This is a genomic window from Streptomyces sp. NPDC047049 (genome assembly GCF_040643995.1).
In the GTDB taxonomy this organism is placed as follows: domain Bacteria; phylum Actinomycetota; class Actinomycetes; order Streptomycetales; family Streptomycetaceae; genus Streptomyces; species Streptomyces mooreae.
In genome coordinates this window covers 1-20570 of record NZ_JBEYVM010000020.1, presented here as the reverse complement: position 1 = coordinate 20570, position 20570 = coordinate 1, and the positions used below count along the sequence as shown (strand labels likewise).

15 protein-coding genes are annotated in these 20570 nt (G+C 73.1%); 3 read left to right on the top strand and 12 right to left on the bottom strand.

Annotated features, from left to right (window positions below):
• Window positions 1–9: 9 nt before the first annotated feature.
• The 3 genes from ABZ851_RS30880 to xylB form a co-directional block, all read right to left on the bottom strand.
• Window positions 10–1422, bottom strand: coding sequence for a family 2B encapsulin nanocompartment shell protein (locus ABZ851_RS30880; RefSeq protein WP_361134751.1), 1413 nt, complete (start codon window positions 1420–1422; stop codon window positions 10–12).
• Between the two features lie 156 nt (window positions 1423–1578).
• On the bottom strand, window positions 1579–2865 hold the full coding sequence (locus ABZ851_RS30875) for an ROK family protein (RefSeq protein WP_361134507.1): 1287 nt from the start codon (window positions 2863–2865) through the stop codon (window positions 1579–1581).
• 67 nt (window positions 2866–2932) lie between these two features.
• Window positions 2933–4363, bottom strand: a complete 1431-nt coding sequence (gene xylB / locus ABZ851_RS30870; protein WP_361134504.1) for a xylulokinase — start codon at window positions 4361–4363, stop codon at window positions 2933–2935.
• 129 nt (window positions 4364–4492) lie between these two features.
• On the opposite strand from xylB, the gene xylA reads away from it, so the two are divergent.
• Window positions 4493–5656 (top strand): xylose isomerase, encoded by a 1164-nt coding sequence (xylA, locus tag ABZ851_RS30865; protein WP_361134501.1) that lies wholly within the window; start codon window positions 4493–4495, stop codon window positions 5654–5656.
• Between the two features lie 108 nt (window positions 5657–5764).
• Here the strand turns inward: xylA and ABZ851_RS30860 are convergent, their stop codons facing one another.
• From ABZ851_RS30860 to ABZ851_RS30825, 8 genes are all read right to left on the bottom strand, one after another.
• Complete coding sequence (locus ABZ851_RS30860) at window positions 5765–6733, bottom strand: acetylxylan esterase (protein ID WP_361134498.1); 969 nt, start codon at window positions 6731–6733, stop codon at window positions 5765–5767.
• A 178-nt stretch (window positions 6734–6911) separates the two neighbouring features.
• Window positions 6912–7751 carry an amino acid ABC transporter ATP-binding protein gene (locus ABZ851_RS30855; RefSeq protein WP_336049534.1) on the bottom strand — a complete coding sequence of 280 codons (840 nt, stop codon included), beginning with the start codon at window positions 7749–7751 and terminating at the stop codon, window positions 6912–6914.
• A complete protein-coding gene (locus tag ABZ851_RS30850) occupies window positions 7748–8533 on the bottom strand; it encodes an amino acid ABC transporter permease (protein WP_093491212.1) in 786 nt (261 codons plus the stop codon). Before ABZ851_RS30850 ends, ABZ851_RS30855 begins: the two co-directional genes overlap by 4 nt.
• 20 nt (window positions 8534–8553) lie before the next feature.
• Window positions 8554–9351, bottom strand: a complete 798-nt coding sequence (locus tag ABZ851_RS30845; RefSeq protein WP_361134493.1) for a basic amino acid ABC transporter substrate-binding protein — start codon at window positions 9349–9351, stop codon at window positions 8554–8556.
• A gap of 354 nt (window positions 9352–9705) precedes the next feature.
• Window positions 9706–10632 (bottom strand): homocysteine S-methyltransferase, encoded by a 927-nt coding sequence (gene mmuM, locus ABZ851_RS30840; RefSeq protein ID WP_361134490.1) that lies wholly within the window; start codon window positions 10630–10632, stop codon window positions 9706–9708.
• 159 nt (window positions 10633–10791) lie between these two features.
• A complete protein-coding gene (locus tag ABZ851_RS30835; RefSeq protein WP_361134487.1) occupies window positions 10792–13905 on the bottom strand; it encodes a glycoside hydrolase family 2 TIM barrel-domain containing protein in 3114 nt (1037 codons plus the stop codon).
• 283 nt (window positions 13906–14188) lie between these two features.
• The gene (locus ABZ851_RS30830) at window positions 14189–15613 is read right to left on the bottom strand and encodes an SWF or SNF family helicase (protein WP_361134485.1); all 1425 of its coding nucleotides are present in this window, start codon (window positions 15611–15613) and stop codon (window positions 14189–14191) included.
• Complete coding sequence (locus ABZ851_RS30825; RefSeq protein WP_361134482.1) at window positions 15610–18687, bottom strand: DEAD/DEAH box helicase; 3078 nt, start codon at window positions 18685–18687, stop codon at window positions 15610–15612. Before ABZ851_RS30825 ends, ABZ851_RS30830 begins: the two co-directional genes overlap by 4 nt.
• A 147-nt stretch (window positions 18688–18834) precedes the next feature.
• Here ABZ851_RS30825 and ABZ851_RS30820 point away from each other — a divergent pair, with 147 nt between their 5' ends.
• Window positions 18835–19017, top strand: a complete 183-nt coding sequence (locus ABZ851_RS30820; RefSeq protein WP_361134479.1) for a hypothetical protein — start codon at window positions 18835–18837, stop codon at window positions 19015–19017.
• A 135-nt stretch (window positions 19018–19152) separates the two neighbouring features.
• On the opposite strand, the gene ABZ851_RS30815 is transcribed toward ABZ851_RS30820, so the two are convergent.
• Entirely contained in the window at window positions 19153–19935 is a 783-nt protein-coding gene (locus ABZ851_RS30815) for a hypothetical protein (RefSeq protein WP_361134476.1), read from the bottom strand.
• An 89-nt stretch (window positions 19936–20024) separates the two neighbouring features.
• On the opposite strand from ABZ851_RS30815, the gene ABZ851_RS30810 reads away from it, so the two are divergent.
• Window positions 20025–20408: a hypothetical protein gene (locus tag ABZ851_RS30810; protein ID WP_361134473.1), complete on the top strand. Its 384-nt coding sequence runs from the start codon at window positions 20025–20027 to the stop codon at window positions 20406–20408.
• The last annotated feature ends 162 nt before the right edge of the window (window positions 20409–20570 follow it).

Genomic DNA, 20570 nt, shown 5'->3' with positions numbered 1-20570 from the left:
GCGGGCCGGTCAGTGGCCGATCTGTACGTCGTCGAGAACGCCCAGCGCATCCGGCACGAGAATGGCCGCGGAATAGTAGGCGCTGACGAGATATTTGAGTACGGCCCGGTCATCGAGGCCCATATAACGCACCGAGAGGCTCGGCTCGTATTCATCGGGAATTCCGGTCTGGTGCAGACCGACAACTCCCTGCTTTTCTTCTCCGGTACGCAGCAGCAGAATCGAACTCGTCCGCTCCTTCGTCACCGGAATTTTGTTGCACGGGAAAATCGGCACCCCACGCCAGGACGGCAGTGAATGCCCCATGACCTCGACCGCGGTCGGATACAGTCCGCGGGCACTGCACTCCCGCCCGATCGCCGCGATGGTGAGGGGATGGGCGAGCAGGAAACCCGGGTCCTTCCACACCGTCGCCAGCAGGTCGTCGAGGTCGTCGGGGGTGGGCGGGCCGGTGCGGGTGTGGATGCGCTGCTTGAGGTCGGCGTGGTGCAGCAGCCCGAAGCCGGGGTTGTTGATCATCTCGTGTTCCTGGCGCTCGCGCAGCGCCTGGACGGTCAGCTTCAGCTGCTCCTCGACCTGGTTCATCGGGTCGCTGTAGAGGTCGCCGACCCGGCTGTGGGCGCGCAACACCGTCTGCGCGACGCTGAGTTCGTACTCCCGCGGCGCCAGATCGTAGTCGACGAAGGTGCCGGGGAGGGACGGCTCGCCGTGGTGCCCCGAGGTGATGGAGACCGCCGATTCCCCCGTGGCGTTCGTCGGCTGTGCGGCGTCCTGCCCGGCCTGGGCCAGATGCTCGCGCAGCCCGGGGGAGCGGTCGGCGATCTCCGCCACGGCCTGCCGGGGCAGCGCCATCACGGTCACCCGGGTCACCGCGCGATAGCTGAACTCCCAGGTCCCCTCGGGGTCGGTGAGTGGCGCGTCGCCGAGGTGATCGCCGCCGGCCAGCGCTTCGAGCACCGTCTCGTCGCCGTACTTGCCGGTGCCGATACGGTCCACCCGGCCGTGTGCGATCAGCACCAGCCGGTCGCCCGGGGTGCCGGCCCCGGCGATCAGTTCACCGGGTGCGTAATCCTGCTGGGTGAACCGCTCGCCGAGCGCGGCCAGTACCTCGGTATCGGTGAAATCCCGCAGGGCCGGCAGCTCGCGCAGCTCCTCGGGGATGACCGAAACGTCGTGGCCGCTGATATCGAAATCGATGCGCCCGTCGCCGAGGGTGTACGTCAGCCGGCGGTTCACCCGGTAGGTGCCACCGGACACCTGCACCCAGGGCAGCAGCCGCAGCAGCCAGCGGGACGTGATGCCCTGCATCTGCGGCGCGGTCTTGGTGGTGGTCGCCAGATTCCGCGCGGCGGTGGTGCTCAGACTGGAATTCTGGGCCTCTTCCGCACTGCCGGGCAGTGATTCCTCGGCAATCGTCACAATGCCACCTGTCTCTTCGGAGGGCGCGATACGGACCGCCTGCGGAGCCCCCTTTCACGGGAGTTCCGCGGCAGCCCGCCGAACCGAAGATAGTGGTGCTGTTTTTATCGACACAATCGCTCGATGGGGTGGCATGGAATTCTCTGTCCATGGATAGGTTTAGCGGCTTCCATTCCGGGGAGAGTGTGCCGAGGCGCCGGCGTGGAGGGGATCGTCCAGCACGGTCTGCAGCGCCGCGTGCGCCGCCCCCAGCAGCGGCCCGTCCGCGCCCAGGCGGGACACCGTCACCACCGGCCCGCCGGCCCGCCCGGAATCCGCCGCGACGGCCGTCCGCAGCGCCAACTCCCGCTCCAGGGACGGCAGGATCCAGGGCGCCAGCCCGGCCAGCGCGCCCCCGAGGACCACCGCCCGGGGATCGAGCAGATTCACCGCCCCGGCGAGCGCGATACCGAGCGCCGTCCCCGCCTCGTGCAGCGCCCGCACGACGGCCGTGTCCCCGTCAGCGGCACGGCGCGCCAGCAGGCCGATACGGGCACCCGGTCCCGGATGAGCGGCCGCCGCCCGCCCGGGGGCGAGCCCGCCCGCACGCAGTACGGCCTCCTCACCGGCGTACTGCTCCAGGCAGCCCCGGCCGCCACAGTCGCACGCCGGGCCGTCCGGGTGCACCGGCACATGCCCCAGCTCCCCCGCGAACCCCCGCGCCCCCCGCAGCAGTTGACCGTCCACGACGACCGCGGCACCGATGCCGATCTCCGCCGACACATGCACGAAGTCCGGGGGCGGGCCGGGCTGCCCGTCGCCCCCGCCCAGCCGCAGTTCGGCCAGCGCACCGAGGTTGGCCTCGTTCTCGACGGTGAGCGGGAGGGCCGGGCAGCCGTCCCGCGGGACCGTTGCCCCGGCGAGCCCCGGGGCGAGATCGGCGGCCCGCCAGCCGAGGTTGGGGGCATGCACCACGGTCGTCGTGCCGCGGGCCACCAGACCGGGTACGGCCACCGCCAGCCCGGCCGGCCGCAGCCCCTCGGCGGCGATCGCGTCGGTGACCTCGGCGAGCAGCGCGGCCAGCCGCCGCAGCACCGGCCCGGGAGCGCTGTGCCGGTTCGCCGCATCGGCCGCCACCCGGGCCCGGACCCGCCCGCGCAGATCGACCGCGCACACCGCCAGATGATCGACGCCTATCTCGGCACCGAGCCCGGCCGGGCCCCGGTCGCTGACCGCCAGTTCGCCGCCCGGCCGGCCCCGGCCACCGGTGGCCGCCCGCCCCGCCTCCACCAGCAGGCCCGCCCGCAGCAACTCGTCGACCAGGGGGGCCACTCCCGCCCGGGTCAGTCCGATCCGCGCCGCGACCGCCGGCCGGGAGAGCGGCCCCTCGGCGGCCACGGTCCGCAGCACCCGGGCAAGATTGCGCCGCCGGATGCCGTGCTGGGTGTCGCCGCCGGGCGCGGTCACAGGGGTCTCCTCGACGTGGGGGGGGGAGGGCGTTCCCTCCAGGAGGGGGACGGCGGCGGGGCCGGGGTCACCGTCGCAGCAGCGCCCCGCCGTCGGAGAGCGTCGCCGCCAGCCGGTCCCAGGCGGCGCCGTCCCGCGGCCGCGCCTCGTACTCCGCGCCGCGCGCCGTCCCCCAGCGACGCGCCACCGCCGCCGGGTCCTCCTCCAGCAGCAGCCCGGCCGCCTGCGCCGCCGCGCCGAGCGCCACCAGTTCCTGCGCCCGCGGCACCACCACCGGGCGTCCCGACAGCCGGCGGACGGTCTCCTGCCAGGCCACGCCCTTCGCGCCGCCGCCGATCAGCAGCAGCGGCGCATCGGGCGCGGCATCCGCGTCCAGCACCCGGTCCAGGGCCTGCAGCAGCGCGAACACCGCGCCGTCGTAAGCCGCCTGGAGCAGCTGACCGGCCGTGGTGCCGTGCCGCAGCCCGTGGACCAGGCCCGAGGCGCCCGGCAGGTTCGGGGTGCGCTCGCCGTCGAGGAACGGCAGCATCACCACGTCACCGCCGCCTTCCACGGCCTCCCGGTCGCGTCCCAGCAGCGCCGCCACCCGGTCCACGGCCAGGGTGCAGTTCAGGGTGCAGGCCAGCGGCAGCCAGTCGCCGCGGGCATCGGCGAAGCCCGCGACGGTGCCGGTCGGGTCGGCGGGCCGGTGGGTGGAGACCGCATAGACCGTCCCCGAGGTGCCCAGGCTCAGCACCGGCTGCCCGGGACGCAGGCCCAGCCCGAGCGCGGCAGCCATGTTGTCTCCCGTCCCGGCGGCCACCAACGCGCCGTGCGGCAGCGGCAGATCACCGGCGTGCACCGTCCCGGCGGCCTCGCCCGGGAGCGCCACCCGCGGCAGCGCCTCGGGGGACAGGCCGACATGTTCCAGGATCTCCGCGTCATAGGCCCCGGTGGACGACGCCCACCAGCCCGTCCCGGACGCGTCGCCGCGGTCGGTGACGGACTCGCCGGTCAGGCGCTGGGTGAGGTAGTCGTGCGGCAGCCGCACCGCGGCGGTGGCGGCGGCCGCGGCCGGCTCGTGCTCCCGCAGCCAGGCCCACTTGGCCACGGTGAACGCCGGCCCCGGCACGCTCCCCACCCGCTCGGCCCAGGCCCGCGCGCCGCCCAGCTCCGCGATCAGCCGCTCGCTCTGGGGCGCCGGCCGTACGTCGTTCCACAGCAGGGCGGGGCGTACCGGCTCACCGGCCGCGTCCAGGGTGACCAGACCGTGCTGCTGGCCGCCGACGGAGACCGCCGAGGCCTGCCGCGCCGCGTCGCCGCACCGCTCCAGCGCCTCGCTCAGCGCCCGCCACCACTGCGCGGGGTCGCTCTCCTTGCCGGCGCCGCCGCCGACCGTGTGCGCTGCCTGGCCCCGGGCGACGACGGCACCGGTCGCCGCGTCCACGACCAGCGCCTTGGTGGACTGCGTCGAGCTGTCCACCCCGACGACCAGCGGTCCCGCTGACTGTGCGCCCATCGTGCACTGCCTCCCTCGGCGGCCCTGCTCCATCGTCCTGTTCCAGGGGGTTCCCCGGTGTGCTGCCGCATATTAGTTTGGCCGCGGCGTAATTTGTAAAGTGCGTTGACGAAATCACCGGGAGTCGCGATGAGTCACCAGCCCGTGCCCGAGGACAAGTTCAGCTTCGGCCTGTGGACCGTCGGCTGGCAGGGCCGTGACCCCTTCGGTGACGCCACCCGTCGCGCCCTGGACCCCGTCGAATCGGTCCACCGCCTCGCCGGCCTGGGCGCGTGGGGCGTCACCTTCCACGACGACGATCTGATCCCGTCCGGCGCCGGGGACATCGAGCGCCAGGCGGCCGTCACCCGCTTCCGGAAGGCGCTGGACGCCACCGGCCTGGTCGTGCCGATGGCCACCACCAACCTCTTCACCCACCCCGTCTTCAAGGACGGCGCTTTCACCGCCAACGACCGCGACGTCCGCCGCTACGCCCTGCGCAAGACGCTCCGCAATATCGACCTCGCCGCCGAGCTGGGCGCCCGCACCTATGTCGCCTGGGGCGGACGGGAGGGCGCGGAGTCCGGCGCGGCCAAGGACGTGCGGGCCGCCCTGGACCGGATGAAGGAGGCGTTCGACCTCCTCGGCCAGTACGTCGTCGAGCAGGGCTACGACCTGCGGTTCGCCATCGAGCCCAAGCCCAACGAGCCGCGCGGCGACATCCTGCTGCCCACCGTCGGCCACGCCCTCGCCTTCATCGAGCGGCTGGAGCGCCCGCAGCTCTACGGCGTCAACCCCGAGGTGGGGCACGAGCAGATGGCCGGGCTCAACTTCCCGCACGGCATCGCCCAGGCGCTGTGGGCGGGCAAGCTCTTCCACATCGACCTCAACGGCCAGAGCGGGATCAAGTACGACCAGGACCTGCGCTTCGGCGCGGGTGACCTGCGGTCCGCCTTCTGGCTGGTCGACCTGCTGGAGACGGCCGGATACGACGGGCCGCGGCACTTCGACTTCAAGCCGCCGCGCACCGAGGACCTGGACGGCGTCTGGACCTCGGCGGCCGGCTGTATGCGCAACTACCTGATCCTCAGGGAGCGCGCCGCCGCCTTCCGGGCCGACCCTGCCGTCCAGGACGCGCTGCACGCCGCGCGGCTGGATCAGCTGAGCCGGCCCACCGCCGAGGACGGCCTGGCCGGGCTGCTCGCCGACCACACCGCCTACGAGTCCTTCGACGCCGAGGCGGCGGCCGCCCGCGGGATGGCCTTCGAGCATCTGGACCAGCTGGCGCTGGAGCATCTGCTGGGGACCTTCTGAGAGCCGTCGACCACCGACCCGACCCGACCGACCCGACCCGACCCGACCGACCCGACCCGACCGGTCCGGCCCGGCGCGTGCCCGGCCAGTCGCGTCGGGCCGGGCCGCTCAGCCGCCGAACAATCGGCGCACAAAGGATATTTCGGCCGCGCGCTGCTCGCCGCCGCCCCCCTCATGGGCATTGAACCGCCAGACCTTCAGCTCCTTCTCGCCCGCGTAGTGGTGGTACGCGGCGAAGCCGGTGGACGGCGGCACGACCTCGTCCCGCAGTGCCGTGCCGAAGAGCGCCGGGGCGGTGGCACGGGCCGCGAAGTTCAGGCCGTCGAAGTGGTCCAGGGTGTGCAGCGCGGTGTCGATGTGGCCGCGGGCACCCGCGAAGTAGCGGGTGAGCTCGCCGTACGGTCCGCGATCCGTGAGGTCGACGGCCCGGCGGATATGGGTCAGGAACGGCACATCGATCAACGCGCCCGCCAGCCCGGGGACCAGCCCCGCCGTCGCCAGCGCGGCGGCACCACCCTGGCTGCCGCCGGCGACCACGATCCGGCCGGCGTCCACCGCCGCGTGCCCCCGAGCCGCCTCCACGGCCCGTACGGCGTCGGTGAACAGCCGCCGGTAGTAGTAGTCCTCGGGATGGAGGAGCCCCTGGGTCATCTTGCCGGGCACGCCCGGATTGCCGGAGCCGACCGGATCGGGGGTGTCACCGGGCCGGTTGGGGCCGCTCTGCCCACGGGAGTCCATGACGAGGGTGGCGTACCCCGCGGAAGGCCAGAGCAGCCAGTCGTGCACCATCCCCCGGCCGCCGCCGTAACCGAGGTACTGCACGACGCACGGCAGCGGCCCCTCGGCCGCGCGCGGGAAGAGGAACCAGCCGCGGATACGGTGCCCGCCGAAACCGGAGAACGTCACGTCATGGGTGCGCAGCCGCGCCAGCCCCGCATCGACCTCGGTGAAGCGGGCATCGAGGTCACGGTCACGGGCTTCGTCGAGGGTGCGCTGCCAGAAGGCGTCAAAGCCGGGCGGCTCGGGGCGCGGCGGGCGGTAGTTGCGCAGCTCGTCCAGGGGCAGGTCGGTGAACACGAAGGACCTCCGAGCCGTAGGGTGCCTTGCTGCCTGTGGCCAAGGTGCCCACCAGCCGGATGGTTCAGACGCGGTTTCGGCCCGGTCAGCACGGGCGTCGGCGACTTCGGGAGCAGCATGCCGACGCCTGCCGACGTCCGCCGACGCCCGCTGATCCCCGCCGACGGCAGCGGGGCGGTCAGCGATCGATGCGCTTGCCCGCCGCGCCGGTGTCCGTCACCTCGCCGACCTCGGCGGCGGCCGGATCCAGCACCCGCGCCAGGAACGTCCTGGTCCGCTCGTGCCGAGGGGCGCCCACCACCTGCTCGGGAGTGCCCTGCTCGACGATCACCCCGCCGTCCATGAACACCACCCGGTCGGCGACCTCCCGCGCAAAGCTCATCTCATGGGTGACGACGAGCATCGTCATGCCCTCCTGCGCCAGCCCCCGCATCACCGCCAGCACATCGCCGACCAGCTCCGGGTCCAGCGCCGAGGTCGGCTCGTCGAAGAGCATCAGTTCCGGGTCCATGGACAGCGCGCGGGCGATGGCCACGCGCTGTTGCTGCCCACCGGACAACTGCGCCGGATAGGCGGCCGCCTTGTCACTGAGCCCGACCCGTTCGAGGTTGGCGCGGGCGATCCGCTCCGCCTCGGCGCGGTCGCGGCGCAGCACCCGGCGCTGGGCAATCGTCAGATTCTCCAGCGCCGTCAGATGCGGAAAGAGGTTGAAGGCCTGGAAGACCATCCCGATCCGCTGCCGGACCCGGTCGATGTCCACGTCCGGGTCGGTCACCTCGGTGCCGGCCACCGTGACGCGGCCCGCGCTCGGCTCCTCCAGCAGATTCACACAGCGCAGCAGGGTCGACTTCCCGGACCCCGAGGGCCCGATGACACACACCACCTCACCGCGCGCCACCGAGAAGTCGATCCCGCGCAGCACCTCCAGCTCACCGAACGCCTTGCGCAGGCCCTGGACGTCGATGGCCTTCGCATCCGTCGTCCCCGGTGCCGCCTGGTCGGTCGTCACACAGCTCACCTGGCCTTCGCCGTACGGGCCTCCAGCCGTCGGACCAGTTGGCCGAGCGGGAGGGTGATCACGAGATAGAGCAGCCCGGCGATCAGGATCGGGGTCAGGCTCTTGTGCTCATTGAGCGCATCGCGCCCGAAGTTGGCCAGCTCGAACTGGGTGAGGGAGAGCCCCAGCAGGTACACCAGCGACGAGTCCTTGGTCAGCAGGATCAGTTCATTGGTCAGCGGCGGCAGCACGATGCGGAACGCCTGTGGAATGACGATCGAGACCATCGCCCGGCCGTGCGACATTCCCAGGGAACGCGCCGCCTCCGTCTGCCCCTTGGGGACCGCCTGAATACCGGCCCGGATGGTCTCCGCCATATACGCCGCGCCCACCAGCCCGAGCGACAGCATGACCGTGACGTTCATATCGAGCGCCACCTCGAAGGCCAGCGGCACACCGAAGCCGAGCGCGATGAACACCAGCAGACAGGGAATCCCGCGGAAGAACTCGATATAGGTGACCGCGATCCAGCGGTAGGGCGGCACCGAGGAGAGCCGCATCAGGGCGAGCACCAGCCCCAGCGCCAGACCGAAGCCGAAGCCGAGCAGGGTGTAGAGGACGGTGTTGACCAGCGCCGTGGTGATGATGTCGGGGAACAGCGCCTTCGCGACCTCGACGTCGAAGAACGCCATCCGCAGCTGATGCCAGTCGGCGATCAGTGCGAAGACCACCACGGCGAGGACCAGGACGCCGTACTGCACGCCGCGGATCACCCGGGCGCGCTGTCGTTTCGACAAAGACATGACGGACATGACGGCGGGCCTCAGCTCTGCGGGGTGGTGCCGAACCACTTCTTGTAGATCCGGTCGTACGTCCCGTCCGATTTCGCCTTCTTGACCGCCGCGTTGATCTTCTTCCGCAGTGCGTCATTTCCGGTGCGCACACCGATGCCGTAGTGCTCACCGGTATTGAATTCCGCGGTGACCGCGGTGTCCGGATTCTGCTTCACATAGTCGAAGAGCACACCGTTGTCATTGATGCCGGCGTCGACCTGCCCGGACTTCACGGCGGTCAGCAGCAGCCCCAGATCCTCGAACTCCACCAGCTCGACGCCGGCGCCGTGCTTCTTGGCGTAGATCCCGCCGGTGGTGGCCTTCTGGTAACCGAGCTTCTTGCCCTTGAGGTCCTCGACCTTCTTGAAGGGCTTGCCCTTCTTCGTCAGCAGCGCCTGGGTGGCATTGAAATACGGGTCGGAGAAGTCCATGACCTTGTCCCGCGCGGGCGTGATCGTCATGCCGGCGGCGGCCAGATCACATTTGCGGATCGTGAAATCCTGGCCGGTCTCGATGCCTTCGAAGGGGGTGTTGACGATCTCCTGTTTGACGCCCAGATCCTTGGCGACGAGGTCCACCAGATCCACATCGAACCCGACGACCTTGCCGTCCTTCTTCACCTGGAACGGCGCGTAGGGCAGGTGGGTGCAGGTCTTCAGGGTCCCGGAGGAGACCAGTTCCAGGCCGCCGGACCCCTTCTTCCCGCCGGACGTGGTGCTGCTGCACCCCGCCAGGACGGCGACGGCTGTGGCGACGGCTATGACAGGCAACGCGGAGCGAGCGGACACAGGCCCTCCAGGGGCAGGATGAACATCAATCAAGCCGTGCGTGCTGCGATGTGGCTGCATCCTGCCACCGGTCCTGGGCTCTGTCGCCGCTGCGTCGGTTGCGTCTGTGTAACGCCTTCGGCCCGCATCCGGGCAGGCCCCGTCAGCGGCCCAGGGGCTGTCCCGTAATCCCCGGTGGATCAGCGCGCGGTGTCAGATGCACTGCACTCGCTGCGCTCGCTCCGTCTCGGCTCCCGCTTTCGCCCCTCGGATGCCGAGCTGCATCGCAAGGCGGAGGGTCGTTCTCATACTGGGCATATTCGGGCGAACCGGCAGCGCGGTGAGGCGCCGTAGCTGTCGTGCGCCCGCCGGGGATTACGGGGCAGCCCGTAGCGCCGCCGCCAGCCGGGCGATGGCGTCCGGACCCACCCGGCAGCAGCCGCCGATGAGCCGGGCACCGTCCGCGGCCCAGGCGGCGACCCGGTCCGCGCTGAACGCGGCCTCGCCGCACCAGGCCCGCGCCCCGGCGTCCCAGCTCTCCCCGCTGTTGGGGTAGACCACCACCGGCTTGCCCGTGACTCGCGCCGCCGACCGCACGGCCCGGTCCGCGTCCTTGGGTGCGCAGCAGTTCACCCCCACCGCGATCACCTCATCCGCCTCGGCCGCCACCGCGAACGCCTCCGTCAGCGGCTGCCCGGCCCGGGTGCGGTCCCCCGCCACGCTGTACGACAGATAGGCCGGTACCCCCAGTCCGCGCACTGCCCGCACCAGCGCCCGGGCCTCCTCGGCGTCCGGCACCGTCTCCAGCGCCAGCACATCCGGCCGCGCCGCGGCCAGCACCTCCAGACGCGGCCGGTGGAAACGCTCCAGCTCGTCCACCGACAGGCCGTACCGGCCGCGGTACTCGGACCCGTCCGCCAGCATCGCCCCGTACGGTCCCGCCGACGCGGCCACATACAGCGGCCCGGCCACCCCGCCGGCCGACGCCCGCCGGGCCGCCTCGCGGGCCAGCTCCACACTCCGGCCGAGCAGCGCAGCGGCCCGCTCCCCGCCGATGCCGCGTCGCGCGAACCCCTCGAACGTCGCCTGATAGCTGGAGGTGATCGCGACCTGCGCCCCGGCCTCGTAGTACGCCAGATGTGCCCGCACCACCGCTTCCGGCTCCTCGGCCAGCAGCCGGGCCGACCACAGCGCGTCGCTGAGGTCGTGCCCGGCGGCCTCCAACTGGTTGGACAGCCCGCCGTCGAGGACGAGCGGCCCCGCGGCGAGGGCGTCGGTGAGCGGCGGGGGCGTGCTGACCATGGTGCAAAGCCTCTCGGTGCTGCGGACGCGCGGGTGCTGACGCCTCACCCCGGATCGTAACGCCGACCGGTGACACCATCCCTGGCCGCAGTGGTGCGCACGGCCGACGACCGGCCGACGACCGGTCGGCGACCGGCCGGCGCCTCGTCCGGCGCGGGCTCAGTGCAGCGACGAGAACACGAACGAGAACCGTGCCGGCGCCACCTCCAACCGGTGCTGCGGCAGCACCCCCGGCCCGCAGGACTGGCTGCCGATGCCGTGCTGTGCATGGTCGAGATGGAGCCACAGGTCCTCGCCCGGCCGCAGATCCGTGGTGTGGCGGGCGGCGGCCAGCTCCTCGGTCGACCACCGGCGGGCGGTGAGGAAGAAGTCCGGATCGCCCTCGATCCGCAGGCCCGAGCCGTCCGAACGGGTCAGCTCCGCCCAGCGCACACCGGGCCGCGCACCGTTCTCCTGCGGCCGCACGTACGGCGTCTGCAGGGCGTCCACCGTCATCGACCAGCGGCCGAGCCGGGCGGCCGCCCGGGTGTCCGGATAGCCCTCGCCCGGCCCGCCGCCGAACCACCGGGCCAGGCCCAGGCTGCCGCACACCCGCATCCGCACGCCGAGCCGGGGCAGCGGCACCGGCCAGTCACCCTCGGGGTCGACGCTCAACTCCAGCCGCAGCAGGTTCCGTTGAGCCGTCCAGCGGCAGACCGTGCGCAGCGCCAGCGGCGACCCGGCCGGGGCGACCCGGGACCGTACGACCACGGTGTCAGGCCCGGTCTCGACGGCATCGACGCGGTGCCGCATCCGGTGCAGGCCGATCCGCCGCCACTCGGTGGCCGGCCGCGGCCCCGGCTGCCAGGGCGCGGCCTCGTCGTTGTCGGTCGGCGCCCGCCAGACATCCAGCCGGGGACCGCCGATCCGGACGCCGTCCAGATAGGCCAGCGTCCCCGTCCCCGCGTCGAAGGTCCCGGGTCCGAGGACGATCACATTGCCCTCACCGCGGCGCGGCGCGGCGGTGGCGGCCGGGGGAGTGACGGCGGGGCGCGGGGCGGCCGGCAGCTGGCCCCAGGCGATCTCGTGCCCCGCGGATGCCCAGGGGGTGTCCCCGTCCAGCACGGCCCGGACCGTCCAGAGCGCTTCGCCCTCGTCGCCCCTGGAGCCCTCGTCGCCCCTGGGGCCCTCGTCGCCCCCGGTGTCCTCGGCGCCCTTGGTGTCCGGCCCGACCGGCGGCGCCGGCAGCTGCACCACGGCCGACTCGCCCGGCCCCAGCGGCGGCACGGTGAGCCGGCCGTGACCGCGCAGCTCACCGTCCACTTCGTAGCTCCAATGGAAGCCGAGGTGACCCAGGTCGGCGAAGTCGTACAGATTGGTGATCCGGACCGCGCCCGCCGTGCCGCCCTCGTCGGCCCGGGCCGCGCTCCCGTCGGCCCCGGCCGCGGGCCCGGTCTCGTCGGCCCAGGCCTCGATCCGTACCGGTTCGACGACCTTCTTGAACTCCAGCAGGCCGGGGGAGGGCACCCGGTCGGGAAAGACCAGGCCGTCGCAGACGAAGTTCCCGTCGTGCAGCTCCTCTCCGAAGTCTCCGCCATAGGCGTGGAACACCTCCCCGGCGGGCGTCCGCTGCCGCAGCCCGTGGTCGATCCACTCCCAGACGAAACCGCCCTGGCAGCGTTCATAGCGCTCGAACAGCCGTTGGTACTCGCTCAGTCCGCCCGGCCCGTTCCCCATCGCATGCGCGTACTCGCAGAGGAGGAAGGGGAGTTGACGCCGTCGGGCGTCCAGCTCCGGATCGGACAGCGGCTCCTCGGCACGCCGCCCGATGCGTTCCACCTCGGCGTGGTCGGCGTACATCCGGGAGTAGACGTCGGTGTCGGCGCAGCTGGGGTCGCCCTCGTAGTGGAGCGGGCGGGACGGGTCGCGCTCGCGCATCCAGGCAGCCATGGCGGACAGCCCGCGCCCCGTACCGCACTCGTTTCCCAGCGACCACAGCACGACGGCGGGGTGGTTCTTGTCCCGCTCGACCATCCGCCGGGCCCGGTCGAGCAACGCCGGCTCCCAGCGCGCGTCATCCACCGGATTGTCCCGCCGGCCCTGCCCGCCGAACCCATGGGTCTCCAGATCGCACTCCTCGACGACCCACAGGCCCAGCTCGTCGCACAGGTCGAGGAAGGCGGGGTGCGGCGGATAGTGGCTGGTGCGCACCGCGTTGACGTGGTGCTGCTTCATCAGCAGCAGATCGCGGCGCATCGTCTCGGGCCCGACGGCCCGTCCGTAGCGCGGATGGAACTCATGGCGGTTGACGCCGCGCAGCAAAATCCGGCGGCCGTTGACCTTCAGCAGCCCGTCCTCGACGCGGACCGTACGGAACCCGATGCGCAGCGGGATCCGTTCACCGGAGGTCACCAGCTCCCCGGCGTAGAGGTGCGGCGTCTCGGCCGTCCAGGGGCGCACCGGCACCGTCGCGCTCTGACCGGTCGCCAGATCGAGGCCGAGTGCCGGGACCGTCACCCGGCCCTCCGGCTCGGACTCCACCCGCAGCGTGCCGTGTCCCGTGACGTGATCGAACCCGGCATGGACGAAATGGTCGGCGACCGCCCCCTCGGGACGGCGGTGCAGCACGACCTCCCGGAAGATGCCCGGCAGCCACCACTGGTCCTGGTCCTCCAGATAGCTGCCCGACGACCACTGGTGGACGCGTACCGCCAGCACATTGCCGCGCGGCCGCAGCAGTGGACCGACCTCGAATTCATGCGGCAGCCGGCTGCCCTTGAAGTGGCCCAGCTCCTGGCCGTTGAGCCAGACCCGGGCGCAGGATTCCACCCCGGCGAAGTGCAGCACCGCGGGGCCCTCGCCCCACCCCGCGGGCAGATCGAAGACCTGCCGGTGATCACCCGTCGGGTTCTCGTCCGGCACCCGTGGCGGATCGACCGGGAAGGGGTAGGCGGTGTTGGTGTAAGCGGGTGTCCCGATCGGCCGCGCGGTGCCGCTGCCCTCGTAGGAGCCTTCGGAGGCGAAGCGTCCCTGGAGTGCCCAGTGGCCCGGCACCCGCAGCTCCGGCCAGTGCGTGTCGTCGAAGTCCGGGCGGGCGAACGAGTCGTCCTCGGCGGTGGCGCTCGCCGAGAGCCGGAACCGCCAGCGGCCGTGCAGCGAGAGGCGGGCGGCATCCGACCTCGGGTACCAGGCGCGCGGCGGCAGAGCCCCGCTTCCCGGTGAGCGGTCCTCGTAGTACGGGGGGTGCTGGTCCTGGGCGGGGTGGTGCGGCGCGTGCGGCGAGGTGCCGGTCACTGGTCCTCCTGCTGCGGGCGACGTGCCTGGCGGTGGGGGGATCAGCTCAGCGAATCATGTGCGGCGGCACGGCGCAGCCGGATGGGGAGGATGGGGCCGGGACGCCACGGGGTGCTGCCCAGCGGCCGCCCCGGCCCAGGGGGCAGCGGCCCACCCCGGCGACGAAAGGGAGCTGGACGGCGGCCGTGGAACCCTCGCCCCGGGCTGCCGGATGCCGCCACGGCGCGGCGTCCCGCAGCACCGGCAGCGCCCCTCTCCCCGACCCCCCGCCTCACCGCTCCCCTCACCCCTCGGCCGACAACACCGCCCAGGCGCCCGCAGGATCGTCGGTGGCCGGGCCCGCGGGCACCCACTGCCCCTCCTCCCTGCGGTACGGCCACCAGCGGCCGTCCCGCCCGTAGCGCAGCTGGGCCTCGCCACCGGCCACCGTCCAGCGGTTGCGGGCGGCCCGCAGCCGCGGCCGGGCCTCGCCGTCCTCCCAGGCGGCCGCGAGCTGCCCGGTGGCCCGCGCCAGCGCCTCCGGCTCCGGTGTCCAGTCCTCCTCCAGGACCGCGAGCCCGGCCGGGCCGCCCAGGTCCCAGGCCCGTACGGCCAGTGCCAGCGCCCGCGCATCACGCCCCGAACCGGCCGCCAGCCGCGCCGATATGGCCTCCCCGGGGCCGGCCGCCGCGAGCCGGACCGCGTCCTGGGCGGGGGTGAGCACCGGCGGCAGCGGATCGTCCGGATGCCCGGCGGAGAGCGCATCCGCCAGCAAGCCCCGGGCGCGCCCCGCCGCGTCCCCGATCAGGAACTCCAGTGCCGCCACCGCAACCCCGGGCGCGGGCGGGGTGGCACCGCCGAGCACCGGTGGGACGCCCGGTGCGGCGACCGGCGGCGGTGCGGCGGGCAGCGGCGGCAGGATGTCGCGCGCCGCATACGCCTCCGTCGCCGGCACCCCCGGACCGGGACGCTCCGCCGCTCCGTCCCTGCCCGCTGCTCCGGCCCCGCCCGCCGGCCCTGCCGCCCGCGCCGCGCTGCGTGCCTGCAAGGCGTCGAGCAGTTCCCGCTCCCCCCGGCCGCGCAACAGCAGCAGGACGAACGGATCCTGGTCGAGCAGCCGCGCCAACTGGTAGCACAGCGCGGCCGTATGCGCGCAGTGGTCCCAGGCGCCGCAGCCGCACTCCGCCTCCAGGTCGCCGATGCCCGGCAGCAGTTCGACCCCGGCGGCCGACGCGTCCTCGACGAGTACCGGCGGCATGTCCCGGTCCAGCAGCGCCGCGATATGCCCGGCCCGGTCCGCGACCAGGTCGAGAAGGCGGTCCCAGTCCGCCGCGTCCAACTGCTGCAACAGGACATCGGACCGGTGCCGCGTATGGTCGCGGTCCTGGACGATCGCGGTGATCCGGCCGGGACGCACCGAGACCGCGCCGACCGCCCCGGCCCGCGCATGCCGCCGCCCCAGCTTCAGCTGCTCGCCGTCCAGCGCGGTGTCCTCCAGCGCCTTGAGCCACGCCTGCCCCCACCAACTCCGCGCAAAGGCCCGGCCGCGTGCCGGGGGCAAGGCACCGAACGTCCGCTCGCCGGCCGCCGCGTCCCGGTCGTCCGGGCGCCTGACCTGCTCCGGGCTCCGCCCGTCCGGGTGCCGCTCCGTTGCCGGGTCCCTCTCGTCCGGAGACGACTCCTGGTCCGGGGTCATCACTTCTCCCTCTTCCTCTCCGGGCCTCGTCATCGCTCACTCCCTCGCAGTGCGACCAGGTCGGCCAGCTCGGCGTCGGTGAGTTCGGTCAGCGCGGCCTCACCGGACCCCAGCACCGCATCGGCCAACTGCTGCTTACGGGCGAGCATGTCGGCGATCCGGTCCTCGATCGTGCCCTCCGTGACGATCCGGTGGACCTGCACCGGCCGGGTCTGCCCGATGCGGTACGCGCGGTCGGTGGCCTGCGCCTCGACGGCCGGATTCCACCAGCGGTCGAAGTGGACGACATGCGACGCCCGGGTGAGGTTCAACCCCGTACCCGCCGCCTTCAACGACAGCAGGAACACCGGCGCCGCGCCGTCCTGGAAGCGCCGCACCATCTCCTCACGGCGGGCCACCGGCGTCTGGCCGTGCAAGAACTGCGTGGGTACCCCGCGCGTCGCCAGATGGCTCTCCAGCAGCCGTGCCATCTGCACATACTGGGTGAACACCAGCACGCTCGAACCCTCGGCCAGGACGGTGTCGAGCAGTTCGTCCAGCAGCTCGACCTTTCCCGAACGGCCCGCGATCCGCACCGCTCCCGCCGTCTGCCCCCGGTCCGCCGTGCCGCTGCCTTCCTTGAGGTACTGCGCGGGGTGGTTGCAGATCTGCTTCAGCGAGGTGAGGAGTTTGACCACCAGCCCGTGGCGGGCGAACCCGTCCGTCCCGGCGATCTCCTCAAGCCCCTCGCGCACCACGGCCTCGTAGAGCCCGGCCTGCTCCCCGGTCAGCGCCACGACACGGTCGGTCTCCGTCTTGGGCGGCAGCTCCGGCGCGATCCCCGGATCGGACTTACGGCGGCGCAACAGGAAGGGCCGCACCAGGCGGGCAAGCCGCTCGGCCGCCGCGCCCGCCTCCGGGGACGCCGCCGCACCGCCCTCGATGACCTGCGCATAGCGCGTCCGGAACCGGCTGAGCGGCCCCAGCAGGCCGGGCGTCGTCCAGTCCAGGATCGCCCACAGCTCCGACAGATTGTTCTCCACCGGGGTGCCGGTCAGCGCCACCCGGGCCTTGGCGGGCAGGGTGCGCAGCGCCTTGGCGGTCGCGGAGACGGGGTTCTTGACGTGCTGTGCCTCGTCGGCGACGACCAGCCCCCAGCCCACCTGCGCCAGCTTCCCGGCGTCGAGCCGCATCGTTCCGTAGGTGGTCAGCACGAGCTCGCCGTCCGCCGGCTCCGCCAGGCTGCGCCGCCCGCCGTGGAAGCGGCGCACCGGTGTTCCCGGCGCGAACTTCTCGATCTCCCGCTGCCAGTTGCCCATGAGGGAGGCGGGACAGACGACCAGCGTGGGGCCGGCCGAGGCGGGGTGGGTCTGCCGGTGCAGATGCAGGGAGATGAGCGTGATCGTCTTCCCCAGTCCCATGTCGTCGGCGAGGCAGGCGCCCAGCCCCAGCGACGTCATCCGGTGCAGCCAGCCGAGTCCGCGCAGCTGGTAGTCGCGCAGCGTCGCGGTCAGCGCGGCCGGCTGCCGGACGGCTGCGGCAGTGTCGTTCTCCGGGTCGGCGAGCAGATCGCGCAGCCGGGCCGGCCACCCGGAGGCCGTCACCTCCACCCGCCCGCCGTCCGGCATCTCGGCGGATCCGGTGAGCGCGGCGCCGAGCGCATCGAGCGGCGTGATCTTACGGTCCGGCCGGTCCCGGGCGGCCCGCACCGTCTCCGGGTCGATCAGCACCCACCGGCCGTGCAGTCGCACCAGCGGCCGTCCCGCCTCGGCGAGCCGGTCCAGCTCGTTCCTGCCCACCTCCTGGCCGCCCACCGCGAACCGCCAGCTGAAGGAGAGCAGGGCATCCGCCGACAACAGCGACGGCAGCCCCGGCCCCGGCCCGTCCCACCGGCTGCCGTCGCCCGCCTCGGGCGACCCCACCTCGGCCCGGCTGGTCAGCGTGCGCGCCAGATCCTTCGGCCAGTGCACCTGCACCCCGGCGGCGGCCAGCGCACGGCCGGCCGGGCCGAGCAGTTCGGCGACTTCTTCCTCGGCCAGCTCCAGCGCCCCGGGCACCGCGGCGGACAGCAACGGGGTGAGCGGCGCCCAGACATCCGCCGCACGACGCAACGCCAGCAGCGTGTCCATCCGCGCCTGCGACCCGAAGGCCTGCCCGGCGGGCGACGCCCCCGCCCACACCGCGGCGGCATCGGCGACCAGCGTCGGGTCGGTGAGGCTGTGCAGCTGGAGCACGGCGGTGAAGGCGATGCCGGCGGCCGTGGGCTCCGCGGTACCGGCGACCGGGGTGGCTTGGGTGGCCTGGGTGGTCTCGGTGGCCGCCGAGGTCTCGGTGCTTCCCGCCGCCTCCGTGCCCCGTACCTCCACCCGCAGCGAGATCCGTACGCCCGCGTCATGCCCCGCGGCGACCTCGGCGGCCCAGGCGCGCTGTTCGGGGATCTGCTGGGGCGCCGGCACCGCGAAGGCCGGCGCTCCGGTGACCAGCGCCGCCGCGGGGGAGCGCGGCAGCCCGTCCGCCACCGCGTCGAGGAAGGCGCGGACCTGCCGCTCGGGGTCCGGCAGCGCCGGCGGTGCGGAATCCGGCAGCGGGACGGCGTGGGCGTACGGCGGCATGGCGGCGGCGAGATCGCGCAGCCGCTCGATGTCCACCGGATCGAGCGGACCCAGCCGCCAGGCGTCATACCCGTCGGGACTCACCCCCGGCAGCAGCCGGCCGCGCGCCGCGAGCTGCAGCGCCAGCACCGCCGCGGCCCCCCAGAAGGCGGCGGCCGGATGGGTGCCCCGCGCGGCCCGCGCGCGGGATAGCACCGGCACCGCCTCGGCAACCGTCAGGACGAGCGCCGGTACCTCGCACAGGGACACCCCACCGTCCTCGTCCTCGTCCGGCAGGACCACCTCCAGCTGCTCCGTCACCCAGGCCTCCCCGTCCCTGGTGCGGCCGTCCCCGTCCGGCGCCCCGCCGTCCCCGCCCGTCGCCCCGTCCGCGCCGCCTGCCTCTTCCACGGGTGCGCCATCGGGACGCCAGAAGGCCACCCGCCCGGCACGTGGCGGATCCGACGGCAGGAAAACCGCTGCACAGCGGGACAGAGCGGAGAGCCGAGCGGGTGTGATCGCCGCGAGTGGTGTCACTGGATCAGGACTCCTCAAGTTTGACTACTGGCGCCTGAAGCGCCCGAGAGTACAGGACGGCACGCGGATACCTGGAACCTGTTGCGCGAAAACGGCGTTCAATGGAGTACACAGAGCGCGGCGTACGCCGCGGAAGGGGCGTGAAGGATGTCCACACAGGCGAAGGTCGCGGTCGGCGGCGTCGCGGTGGGAGTGATCCTGCTGTGGCTGCTGCCCTTCTGGGCGGCCCTCTTGGTCATGGTCGGGGTCCCGGCCGTCGCGTATCTGACGCTCGACCCCTCCCAACGGCGCCGGCTCCGCCGCGTCAGCCGCAAGCAGATCGGCCGCTGACCGGGCGGGCTCACGGGCCCTGGCGGGAGGGGGGAACAGGCCCTGGCCCGCCCCGCGGTCTCCTGTCGTACGGTCGCGCCCGACCAGCCCTCCCCGCCCGTCCCCGCGCGCAACGGTCCGCCGGAGCAGCCCGCCTCAGACCGGCCGTACCGCCAACTCGTCGAGCGACGACAGCAGCGCGGGAAGCGCGGGCCCCCGCCCCACCGGATGCACCTCACCCGGTTCGTCGTCCAGCAGCACGAACGCAATGTCATCGGTGCGCGCGACCATGCTCCAGCCGGGGCCGTCGACCCGCAGGGTCCGCGCCTCACCGGCCGCGAACGACGACCGCACCCGCCCGGGCGGCGGCGGCTCGCTCACATAGCCGCGCGCCTCCTCCAGCACCCTCCGCACGCCCTCGTGGGCAGGATCCCCCGGCTCGGCGAAGGTGTCCTCGTCATCCACCTGCTCGCGCCACGCCGCCCACTGCATGGCGATCTCGTCCGCCCCGAGCCGCCGTTGCGCAGGCCCCCACTCCTCGGCATCCGGCGGCGCGAGCGGCGCCGGGTCGCCCTCCTGCGGCTCCGGATCGTGCGGCTGCGGCACACCCGGCGCCGCCACCGCGAGCGAGAGCGGCCAGCCGGGAAGCGCCCCGACGATGCTGTGCTCCCCGGGGGAGAGGTCGTACTCCATCCCGCAGTCCCAGGCCGCGATCGCACAGGCCACCAGCGACACATCCTCCGTCGCCACGGTCCAGCGTGCGCCGTCACTGTCCTGACCGAGGACCAGCCCGTAGCCCTCCGCGAACGGTTCGAGGCCGAGGCCCGCACACACCTCGGGGTAGTCGTCGCCGAGCACGCTCGGGAACTGCGCGGGCGTCAGCAGCACCGCCGTCAGCACGAACAACTGGTCGTTGTCGGCGCTCTCGGTCGTGGGCACGCGTGCCTCCCCATCCAATCCATCGCGGAGTATGTCGGCGCACCCTAATTGGCTCGGTACGGCCTTGTCACCAGCCGTACGCTGCGCGGATGTGTTTTTACAGCAGCCGGATGCACTTCGTGTGCCTGGACTGCCGGGCCGCGTGGAAGAAGACGGCAACCTCACGGGGGCCGGGGCGCTGCCCGCAGTGCCGCGCCGAACTGATCGACGCCGGTGCCGACCTCGCGGTCCCCAAGCGGCGCGACACAGCGGGCTGGCGCGCCCTGGAGGCCGTCCTGCGTGCGGGGCTGACCTTCCACGGCGGCTGCTGCGGTACGGGGCCCGGCTACCGCCCGCGTACCCCGCGCGAGGTCCGGGAACGGCTGGCGCTCGCCGGCCGCACCGGGATGCCGCTCACGAAGGCGCTGGCCACGGCGGATCCCGCGCGCACGGACCGCTATGACGCCGAGGCACACACCCTGAGGCGTTCCTAGGGCCTGTCTAGACAGGCCCTAGCTGTGCTGTCCCGGCACGTTGGTGACAGGCGACATGCGCCTTCGTGGTGCTTGAACGAGGTGAGGGCCTTCTGGCTCGGTGGGGATTGCGACATCTACCGCCGAGTGCAGGAGGCCCTCGTGTCCCACCGTAACGCCCCG

Coding starts and splice junctions, on each gene's coding strand:
- xylB (WP_361134504.1), bottom strand. CDS start 4,363: ATGGGCGCACAGTCAGCGGGACCGCTGGTCGTCGGGGTGGACAGCTCG.
- xylA (WP_361134501.1), top strand. CDS start 4,493: ATGAGTCACCAGCCCGTGCCCGAGGACAAGTTCAGCTTCGGCCTGTGG.
- ABZ851_RS30850 (WP_093491212.1), bottom strand. CDS start 8,533: ATGTCTTTGTCGAAACGACAGCGCGCCCGGGTGATCCGCGGCGTGCAG.
- mmuM (WP_361134490.1), bottom strand. CDS start 10,632: ATGGTCAGCACGCCCCCGCCGCTCACCGACGCCCTCGCCGCGGGGCCG.
- ABZ851_RS30830 (WP_361134485.1), bottom strand. CDS start 15,613: ATGACGAGGCCCGGAGAGGAAGAGGGAGAAGTGATGACCCCGGACCAG.
- ABZ851_RS30820 (WP_361134479.1), top strand. CDS start 18,835: ATGTCCACACAGGCGAAGGTCGCGGTCGGCGGCGTCGCGGTGGGAGTG.
- ABZ851_RS30810 (WP_361134473.1), top strand. CDS start 20,025: ATGTGTTTTTACAGCAGCCGGATGCACTTCGTGTGCCTGGACTGCCGG.